This window comes from Taylorella equigenitalis ATCC 35865 (assembly GCF_000276685.1).
GTDB classification, from domain to species: Bacteria; Pseudomonadota; Gammaproteobacteria; order Burkholderiales; family Burkholderiaceae_B; genus Taylorella; species Taylorella equigenitalis.
Map to the genome: position 1 here is coordinate 293,470 of NC_018108.1, position 17,342 is coordinate 310,811.

The following is a 17,342-nucleotide window of genomic DNA, read 5'->3' on the forward strand; positions in this document are numbered from 1 at the left end:
GGTTTGTCATTTTATTTCTATATTTTTTGATGATAATAAACCGCCTTTTCCCCTATTAAATGGAGTTATTATGAAATTTTCAAAAATTGCATTGGTAGTTGCTCTTTCTGCAGCTGCTTTTACGCCAGTTATGGCACAAGCTCAAATGGATAACAAAGATAAAATAGTTATCGCACATCGCGGAGCAAGTGGTTATCTTCCAGAACACACTTTAGAGAGTAAAGCTCTAGCTTTCGGTCAAGGTGCTGACTATCTTGAGCAAGACCTTGCAATGACTAAGGATGATCGAATTGTTGTTATTCATGATCACTTTTTAGATGGTTTAACAGACGTTGCGAAAAAATTTCCAGATCGCAAACGTGCTGACGGTCGTTACTACGTAGTTGATTTCACATTAGACGAAATCAAAACACTTGAAATGACTGAGAATTTCAAAGATAAAGATGGCAAACAAGAGGCTGTATACCCTAACCGCTTTCCACTTTGGAACTCACATTTTGCAATTCATACTCTTGAAGAAGAGATTGAATTTATCCAAGGTTTAGAAAAATCTACTGGCAAAAAAATAGGTATTTATCCAGAAATTAAAGCACCATGGTTGCACCACCAAGAGGGTAAGGATATCGCTAAAGCAACTTTAGAGATTTTGAAAAAATATGGCTATGATTCAAAAGATGACCCTATTTATTTTCAAACCTTCGATTTCAATGAATTAAAACGCATTAAAACTGAACTATTACCTGAATTAGGTATGGATCTTAAATTAGTTCAACTAATTGCATACTCTGATTGGGGTGAGACACAAGAGAAAAATGCTGAAGGCAAATGGGTAAACTATAGCTATGACTGGATGTTCGAGCCAGGTGCTATGGCAGAAATCGCTAAATATGCAGATGGTGTTGGCCCTGGTTGGTATATGCTTGTTGATGATAAAAAATCTCAACCTGATAATATCGTATATACACCAATGGTTGAAGAACTTAAAAAGCAAAAACTTGAACTTCACCCATACACAGTTAGAAAAGATGCACTTCCTGCATTTTTCACTGACGTAAACCAAATGTATGATGCTTTATTAAATAAAGCTGGTTCAACTGGTATCTTTACTGATTTCCCAGATACTGCAGTTAAGTTTTTAGGTAAGTAATTATTTGCCATTTATTCCGCATGAATACGAGTGTTTATGCGGAATTTTAATAGGAAAAAATAACCCGCAAACTCTTTAAATAGAATTTGCGGGGCTATTAATCAATTAAGTATGAATTTCTAGAAGTGCTTAAGGTTTAATAGCAACTTTAAGAACACCATCACGTTGATTCATGAACAAGTCATAAGCTTCAACGATATCATCTAGTTTGTACTCGTGAGTAACTAGAGGTCTAAGATCTACACGACCACTATCAACTACTTTAAGTAGACGACGCATGCGTTCTTTACCGCCAGGGCAAAGAGCAGTGTTAATCTTATGATCGCCTAGACCAGCAGCAAACGCACTTAGTGGAATAACTAGATCTTCAGAATAAACACCTAAGCTTGAAAGAGTACCGCCTGGTTTAAGAACTTTAAGAGCTTGCTCAAAAGTTTTTTGAGTTCCAAGTGCTTCGATTGAAGCGTCAGCTCCACGACCTTTAGTGATTTTCATAACTTCGTCTACAACGTCTGCATTACGGAAGTTGATAGTTATGTCAGCTCCTAGTTTTTTAGAGATAGCAAGACGATCATCGTTACCGTCAACCGCAATAATTGTAGAAGCACCAAGAAGTTTAGCACCTGCAGTTGCACATAATCCGATAGGGCCTTGAGCAAAAACTACTACAAAGTCACCAAGGCGGATATTTGCGTTTTCTGCACCTTTAAACCCAGTAGACATAATGTCTGGGCACATAAGTACATCTTCGTCAGTAAGTCCTTCTGGTACAGGTTCCATATTAGCCTCTGCATCTGGAACTAAAACGTATTCAGCTTGAGTGCCATCGATAATATTACCGAAGCGCCATCCAGCTGTAGCCTTATATCCGTGGCAAGAGCAAGTACCATCAGCAGTCAAGTATGCACCGTCTTGAGATGGAACGCCGTCCTGGCAAGGGTAAGAAGTAAAGCTAGGGCAAATAGCACCAGCAATTACGCGTTGACCCTCTTTGTAGCCTTTTACGTTACTACCTAGTTTTTCAATAATACCAACTGGTTCGTGACCAATAGTTAGATTTTTTTCAACAGGATACTCACCTTTAAAAATATGAATATCAGTACCGCAGATAGTAGTAGTCGTAATTTTTACTAATGCATCGTTAGGACCAACATCTGGGATTTTTTTATCGACAAGTTCGATACGATTTTTTTCTACAAAAACCGCTGCTTTCATCATAGTCATAGTCAACCCTCCTGAGGTTTGCTATTAATCGGGTCTTATAATTATTACAAAATACTCGCAAAAGTACAAATTACACAGTTGCTTACATTTTATTTATGTTCGGTGAGCATTTTTTTGTAATATTGGCAATGCAAGTGCCTTATAATTTTAAATTCACTTCACCACCGCCTTAATATCTGTCTAGTCAAGCACATACTTTTAATTTACTTTAAGCATAAAAATTTAAACGGATTTTGTACCAATTTGTAAATTTTGTAACAGAATGTCTTTAAGTCTTTTGACGTTAATTTCATTGAAATAATTCCCCAATAAAATGGTTTTATTTGGAAGGCAAGGGGTGGTATGTGTATATAGAAAATTTAGAAATTTTTAAATCTGTAAATCTGTTTAATGATTATTCTTCTCCTGATATGAAGTGTGGAGATTTAAATTTAGAAACTCTGCTTTCTAAATTTAAAATAATTAATCCATCTCAACTCTTAAATCCCTACACTGGACAGCTGTTTCAACTGGACCCGAACCCTATAACTGGATTTAAATATAAACCAAGAAAAAAGTTGAATACCCAACTAATTACTGAAATGTTATTTGACGAATTTCGACATTTCGTTGGTTATTATTCTATGTTTGGATTAGGAGGACCTTCCACAAGGGTAATATACAAATTGATAGATAGATTTCAACAAAATTCATCCGCTCCGTTCAATCATCCCGACCTAGATAGAATCTATAAATCTCGTATATATAAGGATGCAGGTGTAGGTATTAGTAAGGACGGTTATTTGAGCATAACTCATATAGAAGAAATTTTAAATAACAATTCTGATAAATCAAAATCTCAACTCGTAGAAATGCTGCATGAACTCATTGCTGGTAAAAAATTACCAAAATTTAATTCGTTCTGGGACTACTTTAATGGAACTATAATTTCTATACACGATATACATGCAACTAGGATAGTTATTAAACATTTAGATATAAATAAAAATGGGTACGATGGGGTGATTGGATTCTATGCTCAAGATCATTTCGGTTTGGACGATAATGATGTTCTTAAAATTCCTCAAAATTATATACAACCCTTTGGAATATGGTTTCTCCTTCAAAGATATGAAAAGTTTGCTTTCAAACCATTTTTATTTAATATGCAATCAGAAATAAAAATACAAAAAAGGTTGTGATATGTTCAAATTTATTTTGAAATTATTTATTCTGGTTTCATTGATATGGCTCGGAGTAAGTGCATACTATGTAATCACAGCCGAAAAATTAGATGCACTTTATTTTCTTAAATTAAAAGAAATCGTTATTAATGGGTCTAAGCGCCCAGCCAATTATACATATAACTTGATTTTGAACAGAAAACCGTATTCAATGAATAGCTATATTAAGTGGTGGGATAGTTATTATTTAAAAATTATTAATGAAATTGAATTTGACGACGAAAAAGAAATAACCGTGTGGTTAGCTGAAGGCGGTCTAGTAGAAGCCCCAGATAATTATAAGCTCAACGGTATTTTTGCCAATGATGGGGATTATTACTGTTTTGATGAAATTAAATCTCCAAAGTGCTGTGTGCCAAAATCTAATTTATTCGGTGTTATATATATCAAAAAGGATGGGAACTACGAACTTCATAGACCTGATGCATCAATAATTGAGCCCTATTTAGTTTATGATTCTAAGTCAGGGAAGATTATTGATCCATACGCAAAAAATCTTAGGGTATTTAAGCCAAATTTTTGAGCATCATTTCAGATTACCGAATTCGAAAAATCATCTCATCTAATTTAAGTAAAGTGGCTACTCCTAATAATATGAAAAGTAATGCCGCTACATACCTAATTGTTTTAAACCGCAATTTCTGAGACATCTTATGTCCAAAATAAACTGCTGGTGCATTTGCGAACATTAATCCTGTAGTTGTTCCCATAATTACTGCCCACGCAGGATGATATTTTGCTGCTAATCCAATTGTCGCTATTTGAGTTTTATCGCCCATCTCCGCGAAAAAAAACGCAATCAGAGTCACAACGAATGCACCATATTTACTACCCTGTGACTTTATTTCACCGTCGTCAAGTTTATCGGGAATGAGAGACCACAAGCCCATTGCCACGAAAAGGCCGCCAATAATATATCTAAGAGTTTCAGGTGAAATCTGTGTTTGGATCCATGCACCAACTGCTCCAGCCAATGCATGATTTAATACTGTGGCAATAAGAATTCCGGTCACGATGGCAATAGGTTTTTTATATCGTGCCGCTAGCAATAGTGCAAGTAGCTGTGTTTTGTCTCCTATTTCAGCGACAGCCATTAAAAAAGTGGATACAAGGTAAGTGTTCATAGTGGTGCTTAATTGAAAGAAATCATATTAGCACCGCAGAAGTAACAAAATATTTTTCTTACGTTTTAACAAATATGTGGTAAATCAAGATGAGAATTATTATCATATAGAGTTTCATTTTTGGGGAATACATGAAGCCATACGTTTTATCTCTCTTGATGGTTTTTGCTAGTTTCAATTATGCTTATGCAATAGATGACCATGTCTATATCCCAGAACATGTCGAGAAAAAAATATTAGAAAACCCTCTTAAAGAGCAACAAACAACGGTTGAAGTCACTTCAAAAGAGATTGCTTCAAATCCTGACCTTATCGTTAGGGCAATGCTATATGTACTTATAAACAATAATATCGATGATATTGTTTTCCTGTATCCATACTACGAGGCATTGCCACCAGAAGCAAAAGAGCCAGTTGTGCACTCGTGGGCCAGGGGTGTATATGGAGTGTATTCAAACAAAGTGCATGAGGGCATTTCAGATTTAAGAGAAGTCATTAGTCAGCGACCCGATATTGTGCAAGCTAGAATTCAACTTGCAATGGCACTATATTTAGATAATCAATATATTGCATCCAAAGATCAGTTCCAAAAACTTAAGGGTGAGGGAGGTGAGAATTCGGGGCTAGTACAACTAAGCGATACATTTATAGAACGCATTGAGAATAAAAGCGATTTTGAGTTCACGCTAAACGCAAGGTATATCGTGGACGATAACCTAAATCAGGCTCCAGAAAATCCAGATTTGGGGGGCGGTTGGAAAGCAGAACCTGCGAAATCCGATAGGGGGCTGGGGCTGAGCGTGAACATTGCCAAACGATTTGTCATAGCGGATAATTTTTTTGCAGACATTAATTTAAATAGCAATGGAAAGTTTTATAAAAAATACGGGCGACAAAATGAACTAAATAATCGCCTAAGCCTAACTATTGGACATTCTGAAGCAAAGTGGAGTCTGTTTACTGGACCAATCTTCGGGCTTGATTTAAACGGTCAAAATCAAGAGCAAAAAAAATTAGATAAATATTCTCGGTCTTTGGGGATGAGCATCAATGGCAATTATTGGCTTACTAAAAATAATCGTAGCTTTGCATATGTCGAGCATTCACGTCTTTACCATACGCAACGAAAACATCTAAATGGTCGTCAATCGTTTGCATCTTTAGGGCTTTCATATTTTCCAAATGCACGACACAACATTTATTTACTGGCGGACTTTTTGAGATATAAAGCTAAATTTAAAGACGATTCGTATGTTCGAAAAGGGCTTAGACTGGGGCTCATAAAGGAGTGGAATGGAGGTCTTTCAACTCAATTAGAAGCCTCAAAACACCTAAAAACTTTTGATGGAATTGGATTCTTTAACAAGGTCCAGACCAATCATGATTACGAATTAGGTGTCACGATATGGCATAGAAACTTACACTTCGCAGGTCTTACACCGCGTATTAATTACACCTATCATAAGACAAAGAGCAATGTCGCCCTTTATGCTTACAACAAGCATAATGTATATTTCTCAGTAAGTAAGAGTTTTTAAATTACTGACGGAATTGTCTTTGATCGTCTAGTTTATTGTACGAAGTATTACTGCCAGCCGTTTCCCTGAAAGGGTTGATATCCAATCCTCCTCGTCTTGTGTACATCGCAAATACTGATAAATATTTTGGTTGGCAATGCTTCCATATATCAGCATATATTCTTTCAACACATTGCTCATGAAATCCTGAATGATTTCTATAGGAAACTATATATCGGAGCAGTCCTTCATGATTTATTTTTTTATCGCTAGAGTATTTGATATGCACTGTAGCCCAATCGGGCTGACCTGTAACTGGGCAATTTGATTTAAGTAGATGAGACTCTAATTCTTCTTCAATCAAATCAGACCCGTTAATTTCTTCTGTCTGAAGTAAATTTGGATCAGGGTAATATTGGAAAAAATCGATGTCCAGTTCATCTAAGTTAAGAACACATGAAGCTGAGGCTCTACCTTCTAGCCAGTTAGATAGCAAATTTTCGAATTCATCTGAATTAAAAAACTCCACAGATACATCACCCCTGGTTGCATTTTTTAAATCGCCAGTCAAAAGTTTTATTACTTCATTTCTTTCTAAATGCTCATTATTAAATGAGTTGAGGTAGAGCTTAAATGATTTTGATTCTATTAGATAGGGATTGCTTGCAGGAAATGTAAATCTGATCACTGCGATTTCAGGTTTACCAATTGGATTCAGCCATGAAAATTCGTAGGCATACCAGATATCAACTCCTTGAAAATCAATATAATCCGACCCTAATTCCGTGCGACCTAATTCTCGGGAAATTGGTTGAAGCAAACTGGAATCATATCCTTGAGGATATTCAGTTTTTTTGCCTAGTGCAGATTGGCTTAAATCCATGTGAACTCCAAGAAAAACTATATTTATAAACTATTTTTTTATTGATAATAATTCTTATTCTCAATAAAATATGACAATTTAATTAAACTTCATATTTATTAATTTCATTTTATTTTATTAGATTCTCTATATATGAATAAAAAAATATTTTATGCCAGCCTCTTGGCGCTTGGCTTGACGGCATGCGGAGGACGAGGCAGTTTTGATACTCTATCAATTAAAGAAAATATTGACACTGTTAAACCAGGAAAGCAAAACAATCAAGACAATAAACCATCAGAATCAGACGTAATAAAACCTGAAGCTAAAGGAGTTATGAGACCTTCATTAGGTTATGCAGTTGCCGTGCCTGTCAGGGATGTAGCAAAACGAGACGAATCTGGTAAATTTTTGGAACCACTTACTGTTGAAGGTAAGACAGTGGCTCAAGAAAGAGAAATCAGAAAGCCTATAGATGATTCTAAAGCCATACCGCTTTTAGATGGTGACCTTGAGTATGTTTATATTGATGGCAAAGAAAAATTTCCTGTAGTTAGAGATTTTGAGAAAGGTAGTAATCAGTTTGATTATAAGTATGTCAGAGCTGGAATCGTAAAACGCAAAGGCAATTCAACTATTGATAAATACAATGAAAATGAAGATCTCATCAGCAGTCTTAATAATATTGAAGCCTATGCTTATTACAAAGGATCGGAAGCTGCTAGTGCATTGCCAACAGATAAATCTGTAGTTTATGACGGGCATTGGGAGTATATGACTGATGCTAGATTGTATAGAAACAATAAAGGCGATGTGCGTAAGGGAATTCCAGAAGGCTTTAATACAACCTCAGCTCAAGGCTATGAACATGGTGCTATGTCTATATCACATGAATATAGACCTTTGTTTGGGTCAAACCAAAAACCAGAACACCGAATTACAAATAATGCCCATTTTGAAGTTAATTTTGCAGAAAAGTCATTGAAAGGAAAATTAGATTTCGGCACACAAACTACAAGATTCACAGGCGATGTTACATATACTCCTAAATATGATATTGTCGCTAAACTTTATGGAAATCGCTTCGTAGGTTCTGCTTTGGCACTTGATGAGCCAGGAAATGAAATTAAAGCAACATATGCAAATGCGACAAATAAGCTGGAGGGTGGCTTCTTTGGACCCAAAGCTGAAGAACTAGCAGGTAACTTTATTACTGATGATAATTCTTTATATGGGGTATTTGCAGCTAAACAAAAAAATGCTTCACAAAATATAGAGAGCGTTGTTCTTGCACAGTTTCTTGATACGACTTACGGAAAAATTAAGCAGTCAGCGGATATAAAGGAAGTCACTTTCGATGAAGAGGGAAAGGAGACAACAAAACAATACAAAAAAGAATTGGAAGATCTAGATGTTCCTGGAGCGCAAACAACGAAAAATCTTTCACTATTTGAAAATATTGATAAGTTGATAATAGATGGCAGAGAGTTGAACTTAGTGCCAGGTCGAACAGTATCCATAGAAAAAGATGGACGCAGACTGAACGTGACAGCTTACAAAGGGGATTTTGAATATTTGCGATTAGGTAAAGTTTTTAAATCTGGATTCACCAAGGTTGGAGAAGAGGAACAAGTAGAAAGTGGAGATTCAGAGGAAGAAGATTCAAATAAGGAAATCACGCAAAAAATAACTACTGTATATCCAGATCAAGATGGCTATTTTGTCCAAGGAGCCTTAACAGAGTCTAAAAATGTGCCTAATCAAGGTGTAGCTAAGTATGACGGTGTGTGGGGCGGAAAAATCTACTACTTTAATCGTGCAATTGGAACAAATCATAATACTGCTCATTTTGATGTTGATTTTGGCGAAAGAAAAATTAAAGGCGACCTCAAAGACTTTGGAGCAAAGGTGTTTGAAATCGATGCCTCAATAGATAAAAACACCTTCACAGGTAAGGTGACTTCAGTTGGCGAAATCAAACTCGATAATGCAGTTGGAGGAACTACCCATACATCAAGTGCAAGATTTGATATTAAGGATAGGGATATTGCTGTAACAGGTGCTTTCTTTGGTCCTAAAGCAGATGAGCTTGCAGGATCATTTTCAGGAAAAGGAAATTTAAAAGGGGATTCTAACGGCAAAACAGAAGCTGATATTGGAGTAGTTTTCGGTGCTAAAAAAACAAACTAAAACAAAAGAAATGAAAATTAAAAATATAAAAAAACTAATTTTTTTATGTGCATTGGGGAATGCTTATATATTGCCACAAGCAAATGCTCAAGAAAGCTCTGCAGAGCTAGATACTATATCAGTAGAGGGTTATAGAGAAGTATCAAGAACGGATAATGAAGTCACTGGACTGGGAAAGGTGGTCAAGTCATCGCAGTCTTTACGTAAGGAGATGGTAAATAATATTCGTGATTTGACCCGATATGACCCTGGTATTTCCGTTGTTGAGCAGGGTCGAGGTGCAAGCTCAGGGTATTCAATTCGTGGTGTAGATAAAAACCGTGTGGGACTTTTGGTCGATGGCATTCCGCAAATTCAATCCTATGTTTTGCAGGGCAAACGCAATGGGAGTGGGGCTATCAATGAAATCGAATACGAAAATCTGAGTTCTATTGAAATAAGCAAGGGTGCAAGCTCATCTGAATATGGTAGCGGTGCTTTAGGTGGAGCTGTAGGTTTTAGAACTAAAGAAGTATCGGATGTTCTTGATCCAAATTCAAATTGGAATATCACTAATAAAACAGCTTATATTTCAAAGAACAAGCAACTTTCAAACTCAACTGCTATAGCGGGTAGGTATAAAGGATTCGAAGCTCTTTTCCAGTTCACACAAAGAAAAGGGCATGAAACCTCGGCACATGAAGCTATAGAAAAAGATGCAAGCTATGAGATAGGTAAATTGTCAGCATTTGCAGATACATATGATTTACGCAGAGGCAAAGCTCCGAATGAGAAAAATAGCAGTTTCTTTATACTCAAAGATGAGTGCCCAACTCTAGATCTTTCGTGTGCAAAACCTAAAGCTGCGATTACGAATTTGCCATATTTAAAAAATGCTTCTCTCAAAGAAGACATGACTCCTGAAGAGCTTGAGCAGCTCAAAAAAATGCAACCAGTAACTGAAAAGTTTAATGCAAAAAACTACACAGGTGCATTGAGAGCATTGCCAGACCCAATGAAATATGAAAGCAAATCTTGGTTTGGTAGAATCGGCAAGCAAATTGATGAACATCATTATATTGGGGCTCTTGTAGAGGATACCGTTCAAACATATGATATCCGTGATATGACGGAACGTGCTTATTTTGGGCTGGATGAACTAGATAAATTTAAGTTTTCAAAGGGTATTTATAGAGGGCAAGACCTTGCTCAAGGCCTGTTTATAACGGATAACTTCACAAATAAGTTGCAAATTGGGCTTAACTGGTCGCGCACATTATTTATCGATGAAAAACATAAAAAAAATAGATACGGTCTAATTTATAAATACGATGCCAAATCAAGTGAGAGTCCGATTGATTCAATATCTCTGAGATACGATAATCAGTCTATAAATATAGAAAATACGTATCTTGCACTTAATTGTGCGAAATATCCTAATGTTGATAAAAATTGCCGACCAAGTGCCGATAAGCCTAATTCTTATAGTCATACGCTCACAAATAACTATAAGGAGAAACATAATTTAATCAATCTTTCTGCAGAGAAGGAGATTGTAAAAAACGACTTTACACATACCTTTAAGGGTTCTATAGGGTACGATAGATTCACATCCGAATTAACAAGAACAAATTTTGTTACTTCATACGCAAGTTCAGAATATAAGGTTTTAAGTGGCAATGGCTTTGCATCCAATCCATATATTTATGAGATGACCACTGCACTTGAGCAAACGGATTATTGCAATACCACATTGTCATCGCATCTTGATTGTGTGCCTAGAGTAATTAAAGGAAGCAATTTATTTGGTGCCCTTCAATACAATCTTGCGTACACCGATAGGGTGAAATTAGGTTTAGGGCTTAGATACGATCGACATATTTTTAAAACTGAAGATCGTTGGACGGGCTCTGGAAAATATTCAAATCTTTCATATAACTTTGGCTTAGTTGTTAAACCGATAAATCACCTAAGTCTGGCATATAGATTTTCTACAGGTTATCGAGTCCCAAGCTTTAGAGAATTATTTGGATATCGAGTGCCTGGCTTTAAAAAAGGGGTAAATGACGAAGATCATTACGTCACAGATGTAAAACCTGAGAGGGCTTTAAATAGTGAATATGCCGTAAACGTAATGGGTAATTTCGGAAATATTGAAGCTAGCTATTTCAAAAACACATATAAGGACATGATTGCCTTTACATATGATGCAGAAGGTACAAGAAGAGGTTTTAGAAATGCTCAGAACGTTACTCTTGAAGGATTTAATGTAGTCGGAAAAATTTTCTGGGATGGGGTGTTACCAATATTGCCAGAGGGTCTATATTCAACTATCGGCTATAACAGAATTAAACTTGTAGATAACAAGGTGAAAACAGGATTTGCAAGAGTTGAGAGCTATCTATTAGACTCTATTCAACCATCAAGATTAGTGCTAGGTTTAGGTTACGACGATCCATATGAAAAATGGGGCGTAAATTTAATGGCAACATTTTCAAAACCAAAAAATGTTGATGAGCTAAAAGGTAGCGTACATCTAGCTGGCAGTGGCAATAGTTATGATGTTCAGTCCACTAAAACAAGAACTAATGGCTGGAAAACATTTGATATGACGGCTTACTTTAAACCATATAAATACATAACGTTGCGGGCTGGTGTATACAACATATTTAATTATAAATACGTAACTTGGGAGTCTTTAAGGCAGACTGCAATGGGTGCAATAAATCGTAATGAGGATAATGGCGTATATACTAAATTTGCAGCTCCAGGGCGTAATTTTGCTTTAACCCTAGAACTTAAGTACTAAAACAGACTGCAAAGAACCTAAAGATATACGTCTTTAGGTTCTTTGATTTAAATATTTTTTTTAAGATTGCTTATATTTATGACCTGCTCATTTTCTAAGGTCAAATCGAAGTCTGCGTACGTTTCGTGATCAAATGCAGTATCCCCATCTTCATAAAATTCGCCTGTCGTTTTTAGATTTAAAAAATCAAAAAGATTTGTATCCATTAAATGTGAAGGTGCAACAGCCGATAATGCCTTAAATGTATTCCATACTTTTTTCGGGCTTTGCTTTTCCCATGAACGAATCATGTCTCCAACTTCTTTGCGTTTAAGATTTTCTTGTGAACCGCACAAATTACAAGGAATTATTGGAAATGCTTTCTGTTTCGCATATAGAATAATGTCCTTTTCTGCGACAAATGCAAGAGGCCTAATAACCATATGTTTTCCATCATCGCTAACAAGTTTAGGAGGCATGGTTTTAAGCTTAGCGGCATAAAAAAGATTAAGAAAAAAAGTCGCCAGTATATCGTCCCTGTGATGACCAAGTGCGATCTTCGTGCAACCCAACTCATCGCTCACTCGGTATAAAATTCCGCGACGTAGCCTTGAACATAGCGAACAGGTAGTCTTTCCCTCAGGAATTACTCGCTTAACAATTGAATATGTATCCTGATTTTCTATATGATAAGGAACTCCAATACTTTCAAGGTACTCAGGCAGTACATGCTCAGGAAATCCAGGTTGCTTTTGATCTAAGTTCACTGCCACCAACTCAAATTTAATCGGTGCCCTGTTTTGTAAGATGCGCAAAACCTCAAGTAATGTATAGGAGTCCTTACCGCCTGACAGACAGACCATAACACGATCACCGTCCTCAATCATGCCATATTTTGTAATGGCAATAGCTGTTTCGCGGACAATTCTTTTTTCTAACTTATTATCCATTTTAGAAATCTGAACGCGTAGAAATAAGCTGCACGCCAACAGCATCCGAATCAGAAAAGGCTGCTGGTTTTCCAATCTTAAGATCTATAGCTTCAATCACATCAAATTCTTTATAAAGTCTGGCGGAAATAGTTAAGAGTAGTGTTTCAACTAAATGTACATGCTGCCTAACAGACTCTTCTCTAATAATGTCACGAATTTTTCTGTAATCCAAAACAGTTTTTATATTTTTATCATCAACCGCAGACGGAGTTAGTATTTCGAGTACCACATCAACTTCAATAATTTGAGTGGCCCTTAGCTCGTGCTCAAGTATTCCAATCTTCGCATCGATTTTAAGCTTATTAAAAAATATTTTCATCTGAGACATAATTTAGGTTGGCAATACAAGTTTTTAAGCCGAAATTGTAATGTTTACTGAGTATAAATTGGTTACAATCACTAGATTATTTCCACAAAAATTCTAGTTTATGACAAATCAAGTTTATGATGCTGTGATTATAGGTGCAGGACCAGCAGGTGTATCCTGTGCAGTATGGCTGTCATTACTAGGGTTTAAAGCTGTAGTAATTGAAAGGTCAAATTATATAGGCGGTTTGGTGGCAAATAATCCCTATCAGGATGTGTGGAATGTTACGGCTCCTGAACTTACGGGAGAGGATGCCGCTAAGCAAATGCGAAAAAGTATTGAGCATGCTCGTGTGCCAGTCTTGTACGAACAGACTGTCTATGACATAAAACATATAAGTACTAATTCAGATTTTGAACTTAAGGACTTCGATAGTTCAGCTCCTAGATTTAAAGTCTATTTTAAAAATGCAAAAGACGGTTTAGAGTCTAAAGCGATAGAGACTAAATTCGTGGTCATTGCCACTGGAGTTAAGTATAAAAGACCTCCTGAGATGGGGGATAAAAAATATCCTCAGATTTTAATTGGACCTGGAAAGCATGTTTATCAGCATGATTTTGTTATGCGAGAGATAGCTATTCTGGGCGGTGGGGATAATGCCATGGAAAACGCCATATATCTTGCTCAGAGAGGAGCGAAGTCTATCGATGTATACAGTCGCACGCTTAGAGCTCAGCATAAGTGGATGAAAAATATTCCTTCTGAATCGTTGCACTTAGGAACTTATAATTTTGACCCAGACCATATGTCAGTAAATGGAAAGCGGTATGACACAATTTTAGTTTTCTACGGATATGAACCTCAGCTTGATGGTATGCCTGATATTGGGCTAAAAGTTCAGGAGAATGGCTATTTGTGGACTGATCACAAGACAGCACAGACTAATATACCTGGGATTTTTGCAATAGGTGAGGTAACTAATCGTATGCATCCCTGTGTTGTGACATCGATGGCGGATGGTGTTGTGGCCGCAAAAGCAATACAAAACATTTTGGAAGATAAGGATTAGAGAGCTTGATGGATTGGTTCTCTGATCACATTGCAATTTTGTTAGTTTTATTCTGGGTGTTATATATGCTCGGAGTGGCCTTTTGGATTATTCTCCAAAGACGGGATCCTTCCTCGACATTGGCATGGATCATGCTTTTAGGCTTTCTACCATTTGTGGGCATAGTCGTGTACTACTTTTTCGGTCCTAAGAAGTTCAAGCGTCAAAGAAATGCACGTAGAAGAAGCCGCAAAACAATCTCTAAAAACGCAAACATATGGGGGATACAAGATGGTTCTCACTTTATAGAACCAAACTATAAAGATATTTCCCTTCTAATTGATAATACTAGCCATACACCTACTACTTATAGTTGGGAGTATAAGTTTTACACTGACGATGATATTTTTGAGGCTATTTTTGAAGGTGTTAGAAACAGTACCGAATATGTTCTCGTGCAGTATTATCAATTTGATAGCGATACTATTGGCACTCGTTTTCGTGACTTATTGATTAAAAAATTACATCAAGGGGTCAAAGTATTTTTGCTTGTCGATGCATATGGATCTAAGAGTCTAAATCGAAGATTTCTAAAACCTTTTCTAGATGCGGGTGGGCAATTAGAATTTTTTCATAATTTAAGTTTTAAACGTCTACCATCTCTTTTAAATTTTAGAAACCACAGGAAAATCGTTATATGCGACGGTCTATATGCATTTACTGGATGCACAAATATGACTGACTTAGAATATCATGCAGCAAATTCAGAAGCATTTCATGATGTGCATATTCGTCTTAACGGGCCTTCTGTTATGTGGCTTGAAAGTGTTTTTGCTCAAGATTGGATTTATTCCACTGGTAATAAAGACCTGTTCAGGATTCTAAAAGATAGTTATAAACGCAGAAACAATCGCAAGTTAAATAAAGTCAATCTTTCACAATCTAATTTGGAAGAGGGGGAATCGGGCTCTCGTTTTAGAGTGCAACTTATACAATCTGGACCTGACACAAAGTATGCCCCTATTATGCGAGCAATGATGACGGCAATACATCAGGCTAGACATCATATTTATCTTATAACACCATATTTTGTTCCAGACGAGGCGGCGATTGAAGGGCTAACTTCAGCAGCACTTAGAGGAGTTAAAGTTCATATACTGGTACCAGAAATGAGTGACTTTAAGTGGGTGACTTTAGCTACTAGGTCATGGTTTGACGAACTATATAAAGCTGGCGTAGTAATTCATCTATATAAACCAAGCATGATTCATACTAAGATGCTTGTGGTTGATGAAGATATCAGCTTTTTGGGTAGTGCAAACTTTGATAACCGAAGCTTTTATATTAATTTTGAAATTTCGGTTTTGTGCTATGAAAAAGAAGCCAACAGCATACTGACAAAAGAATTTAATAGATGCGTCACTAATTCAGAAATTTATATCCCACAAAAATACGGGCTCTGGACTCGATTTGTGCATTCGCTTGCAAGACTATCGAGTCCACTTTTATAGACCTAATGAGCTTTTGAAGTTAGGATGAATTAATGAGCTTTCGAAGCTAGAACTACCCTTTTTTCAAAAAGTTTATATAAGTATATAAAAGAGAATGTTAGGCATAAATAAATTATCCCAGCAGCAGTATATGCAATAAACGGCTCATAAAAGGTACTGTTAAATAAGCTTGCTGCATTAGTCACTTCATTTATGGTTACGGTACTAGCTAAGGATGTGGCATGTATGGTCATAAGCACTTCATTACTATATGCTGGCAATGCTCTCCTTAAGCTTGATGGAAGAATAACTCTACGCATAGTAAGTTTGCGGTCCATACCATATGCATATGCGGCCTCCAATTCTTTTCTGTCCATATTTTGTATAGAACCTGAAAAAATCTGGGTAGTGTAGGCACCAGTATTAAGGCCCAAAGCAGCAAAAATATAAATTTTGCCGTCCTTAAGAAATTCAAATCCAGGTTGCTGCATCAAATCTTGAATAAATCCAATGCTTGGAATACCAAAATAAAATATGTATAACTGAACTAAAAGGGGAGAGCCAGTAAAGAAAAATACGTACGCTTTAATAAGAGGCGTAAAAATAGTTTTCCTCTGAAGCATAACGGATAACGGGATTGATATACATATCCCAATGATTACGGACACTAAAGACAAAAATAATGTCATAGGAAGTGCAGTTATGCAATCCCTTAGTGCTTGGAGTAAAAGATCTAAACTTTCCATTAAACCTCTACTCCTTTAAGTACACCTCTTGAATAATGAACCTCTAAATATTTAAATAGACTCAACGAAAGCCAAGATGCTATTAGGAAAATTAGGGCAGAAAGCAGATTAAATGCAAAAGATAAATGAGTAGCAGAACCCGCATTATGTGCAATTAAAGTCATATCCTCAAGACCAATCAAGGACACTAAAGCAGTAGCTTTATTTAATACTAACCAATTGTTTTTCATGCCAGGAATTGCAAAACGCATCATAAGTGGAAATATGATGCGAGAAGATACTTGCATCTTACTCATACCGTAGGCTTCTCCAGCTTCGATAGACCCTTTTGGTATAGCTAAAATAGCACCCCTAAATGTTTCAGTAAAAAAAGCACCATAAATAAAACTTAGAGTTAGAACACCTGCAAAAAATGGACTAATCTCAATATAATCCCAATCAAAATATTCTGTTACTTGATTTAGACCTATCTGGATGCTATAAAAAATCATGAGCATCCAGACTATATCTGGTACTCCACGTACAAAGGTAGAATAGAAAGTGCCTATAAAACTAATAATGCGATTCTTTGAAAGTCTAAATAAGGCCCCTATAAAGCCAATTACAACTGCCAGTATGACAGAGAGTAGTGCGACTTCTAGAGTGACTAAAGCTCCTTCTAGAACTCTGGGTAAATAATCAAGAAAAACATCAAAATCTGACATT

15 protein-coding genes are annotated in these 17,342 nt (G+C 36.4%); 8 read left to right on the forward strand and 7 right to left on the reverse strand.

Annotation, left to right across the window (positions count from 1 at the left end; genetic code table 11):
* Positions 1 to 70 precede the first annotated feature (70 nt).
* Positions 71 to 1,147, forward strand: a complete 1,077-nt coding sequence (glpQ, locus tag KUI_RS01450; RefSeq protein ID WP_014840135.1) for a glycerophosphodiester phosphodiesterase — start codon at positions 71 to 73, stop codon at positions 1,145 to 1,147.
* A gap of 129 nt (positions 1,148 to 1,276) precedes the next feature.
* Here the strand turns inward: glpQ and KUI_RS01455 are convergent, their stop codons facing one another.
* Complete coding sequence (locus KUI_RS01455; RefSeq protein WP_013522063.1) at positions 1,277 to 2,371, reverse strand: NAD(P)-dependent alcohol dehydrogenase; 1,095 nt, start codon at positions 2,369 to 2,371, stop codon at positions 1,277 to 1,279.
* A gap of 344 nt (positions 2,372 to 2,715) precedes the next feature.
* On the opposite strand from KUI_RS01455, the gene KUI_RS01460 reads away from it, so the two are divergent.
* Both KUI_RS01460 and KUI_RS01465 read left to right on the forward strand, forming a co-directional pair.
* Positions 2,716 to 3,552, forward strand: coding sequence for a DUF3289 family protein (locus KUI_RS01460; protein ID WP_013522064.1), 837 nt, complete (start codon positions 2,716 to 2,718; stop codon positions 3,550 to 3,552).
* A 1-nt stretch (position 3,553) separates the two neighbouring features.
* Positions 3,554 to 4,117, forward strand: a complete 564-nt coding sequence (locus tag KUI_RS01465; RefSeq protein ID WP_013522065.1) for a DUF943 family protein — start codon at positions 3,554 to 3,556, stop codon at positions 4,115 to 4,117.
* Positions 4,118 to 4,130: 13 nt separating this feature from the next.
* Here the strand turns inward: KUI_RS01465 and KUI_RS01470 are convergent, their stop codons facing one another.
* A complete protein-coding gene (locus KUI_RS01470; protein ID WP_013522066.1) occupies positions 4,131 to 4,718 on the reverse strand; it encodes a TMEM165/GDT1 family protein in 588 nt (195 codons plus the stop codon).
* Between the two features lie 131 nt (positions 4,719 to 4,849).
* Here KUI_RS01470 and KUI_RS01475 point away from each other — a divergent pair, with 131 nt between their 5' ends.
* Entirely contained in the window at positions 4,850 to 6,256 is a 1,407-nt protein-coding gene (locus KUI_RS01475; RefSeq protein ID WP_014840138.1) for a surface lipoprotein assembly modifier, read from the forward strand.
* Position 6,257: 1 nt separating this feature from the next.
* Here the strand turns inward: KUI_RS01475 and queF are convergent, their stop codons facing one another.
* Complete coding sequence (gene queF / locus KUI_RS01480) at positions 6,258 to 7,118, reverse strand: NADPH-dependent 7-cyano-7-deazaguanine reductase QueF (protein ID WP_013522068.1); 861 nt, start codon at positions 7,116 to 7,118, stop codon at positions 6,258 to 6,260.
* Positions 7,119 to 7,250: 132 nt separating this feature from the next.
* Between queF and KUI_RS01485 the strand changes: the two genes are divergently transcribed.
* A complete protein-coding gene (locus tag KUI_RS01485; RefSeq protein WP_014840139.1) occupies positions 7,251 to 9,287 on the forward strand; it encodes a transferrin-binding protein-like solute binding protein in 2,037 nt (678 codons plus the stop codon).
* Positions 9,288 to 9,297: 10 nt separating this feature from the next.
* Positions 9,298 to 12,075: a lactoferrin/transferrin family TonB-dependent receptor gene (locus KUI_RS01490; protein WP_225972001.1), complete on the forward strand. Its 2,778-nt coding sequence runs from the start codon at positions 9,298 to 9,300 to the stop codon at positions 12,073 to 12,075.
* Positions 12,076 to 12,122: 47 nt separating this feature from the next.
* On the opposite strand, the gene ttcA is transcribed toward KUI_RS01490, so the two are convergent.
* The gene (gene ttcA, locus KUI_RS01495) at positions 12,123 to 13,004 is read right to left on the reverse strand and encodes a tRNA 2-thiocytidine(32) synthetase TtcA (RefSeq protein ID WP_013522071.1); all 882 of its coding nucleotides are present in this window, start codon (positions 13,002 to 13,004) and stop codon (positions 12,123 to 12,125) included.
* 1 nt (position 13,005) lies between these two features.
* Positions 13,006 to 13,365, reverse strand: a complete 360-nt coding sequence (locus tag KUI_RS01500) for a dihydroneopterin aldolase (protein WP_013522072.1) — start codon at positions 13,363 to 13,365, stop codon at positions 13,006 to 13,008.
* A 109-nt stretch (positions 13,366 to 13,474) separates the two neighbouring features.
* Here KUI_RS01500 and KUI_RS01505 point away from each other — a divergent pair, with 109 nt between their 5' ends.
* Together KUI_RS01505 and cls are read left to right on the forward strand one after the other, a co-directional pair.
* Positions 13,475 to 14,422, forward strand: coding sequence for an NAD(P)/FAD-dependent oxidoreductase (locus tag KUI_RS01505; protein WP_013522073.1), 948 nt, complete (start codon positions 13,475 to 13,477; stop codon positions 14,420 to 14,422).
* 8 nt (positions 14,423 to 14,430) lie between these two features.
* Positions 14,431 to 15,912 (forward strand): cardiolipin synthase, encoded by a 1,482-nt coding sequence (gene cls / locus KUI_RS01510; RefSeq protein ID WP_013522074.1) that lies wholly within the window; start codon positions 14,431 to 14,433, stop codon positions 15,910 to 15,912.
* Positions 15,913 to 15,941: 29 nt separating this feature from the next.
* Here the strand turns inward: cls and KUI_RS01515 are convergent, their stop codons facing one another.
* Complete coding sequence (locus tag KUI_RS01515) at positions 15,942 to 16,637, reverse strand: ABC transporter permease (protein ID WP_013522075.1); 696 nt, start codon at positions 16,635 to 16,637, stop codon at positions 15,942 to 15,944.
* Entirely contained in the window at positions 16,637 to 17,341 is a 705-nt protein-coding gene (locus KUI_RS01520) for an ABC transporter permease (RefSeq protein ID WP_013522076.1), read from the reverse strand. The genes KUI_RS01515 and KUI_RS01520 overlap by 1 nt, the downstream gene beginning before the upstream one ends.
* Position 17,342: the final 1 nt, after the last annotated feature.

Excerpts from the sequence above, each read along its gene's own strand:
- glpQ (WP_014840135.1), top strand. The coding sequence starts at position 71 with ATGAAATTTTCAAAAATTGCATTGGTAGTTGCTCTTTCTGCAGCTGCT.
- KUI_RS01455 (WP_013522063.1), bottom strand. The coding sequence starts at position 2,371 with ATGACTATGATGAAAGCAGCGGTTTTTGTAGAAAAAAATCGTATCGAA.
- KUI_RS01465 (WP_013522065.1), top strand. The coding sequence starts at position 3,554 with ATGTTCAAATTTATTTTGAAATTATTTATTCTGGTTTCATTGATATGG.
- KUI_RS01470 (WP_013522066.1), bottom strand. The coding sequence starts at position 4,718 with ATGAACACTTACCTTGTATCCACTTTTTTAATGGCTGTCGCTGAAATA.
- KUI_RS01475 (WP_014840138.1), top strand. The coding sequence starts at position 4,850 with ATGAAGCCATACGTTTTATCTCTCTTGATGGTTTTTGCTAGTTTCAAT.
- queF (WP_013522068.1), bottom strand. The coding sequence starts at position 7,118 with ATGGATTTAAGCCAATCTGCACTAGGCAAAAAAACTGAATATCCTCAA.
- KUI_RS01485 (WP_014840139.1), top strand. The coding sequence starts at position 7,251 with ATGAATAAAAAAATATTTTATGCCAGCCTCTTGGCGCTTGGCTTGACG.
- KUI_RS01490 (WP_225972001.1), top strand. The coding sequence starts at position 9,298 with ATGAAAATTAAAAATATAAAAAAACTAATTTTTTTATGTGCATTGGGG.
- ttcA (WP_013522071.1), bottom strand. The coding sequence starts at position 13,004 with ATGGATAATAAGTTAGAAAAAAGAATTGTCCGCGAAACAGCTATTGCC.
- KUI_RS01500 (WP_013522072.1), bottom strand. The coding sequence starts at position 13,365 with ATGAAAATATTTTTTAATAAGCTTAAAATCGATGCGAAGATTGGAATA.
- KUI_RS01505 (WP_013522073.1), top strand. The coding sequence starts at position 13,475 with ATGACAAATCAAGTTTATGATGCTGTGATTATAGGTGCAGGACCAGCA.
- cls (WP_013522074.1), top strand. The coding sequence starts at position 14,431 with ATGGATTGGTTCTCTGATCACATTGCAATTTTGTTAGTTTTATTCTGG.
- KUI_RS01515 (WP_013522075.1), bottom strand. The coding sequence starts at position 16,637 with ATGGAAAGTTTAGATCTTTTACTCCAAGCACTAAGGGATTGCATAACT.
- KUI_RS01520 (WP_013522076.1), bottom strand. The coding sequence starts at position 17,341 with ATGTCAGATTTTGATGTTTTTCTTGATTATTTACCCAGAGTTCTAGAA.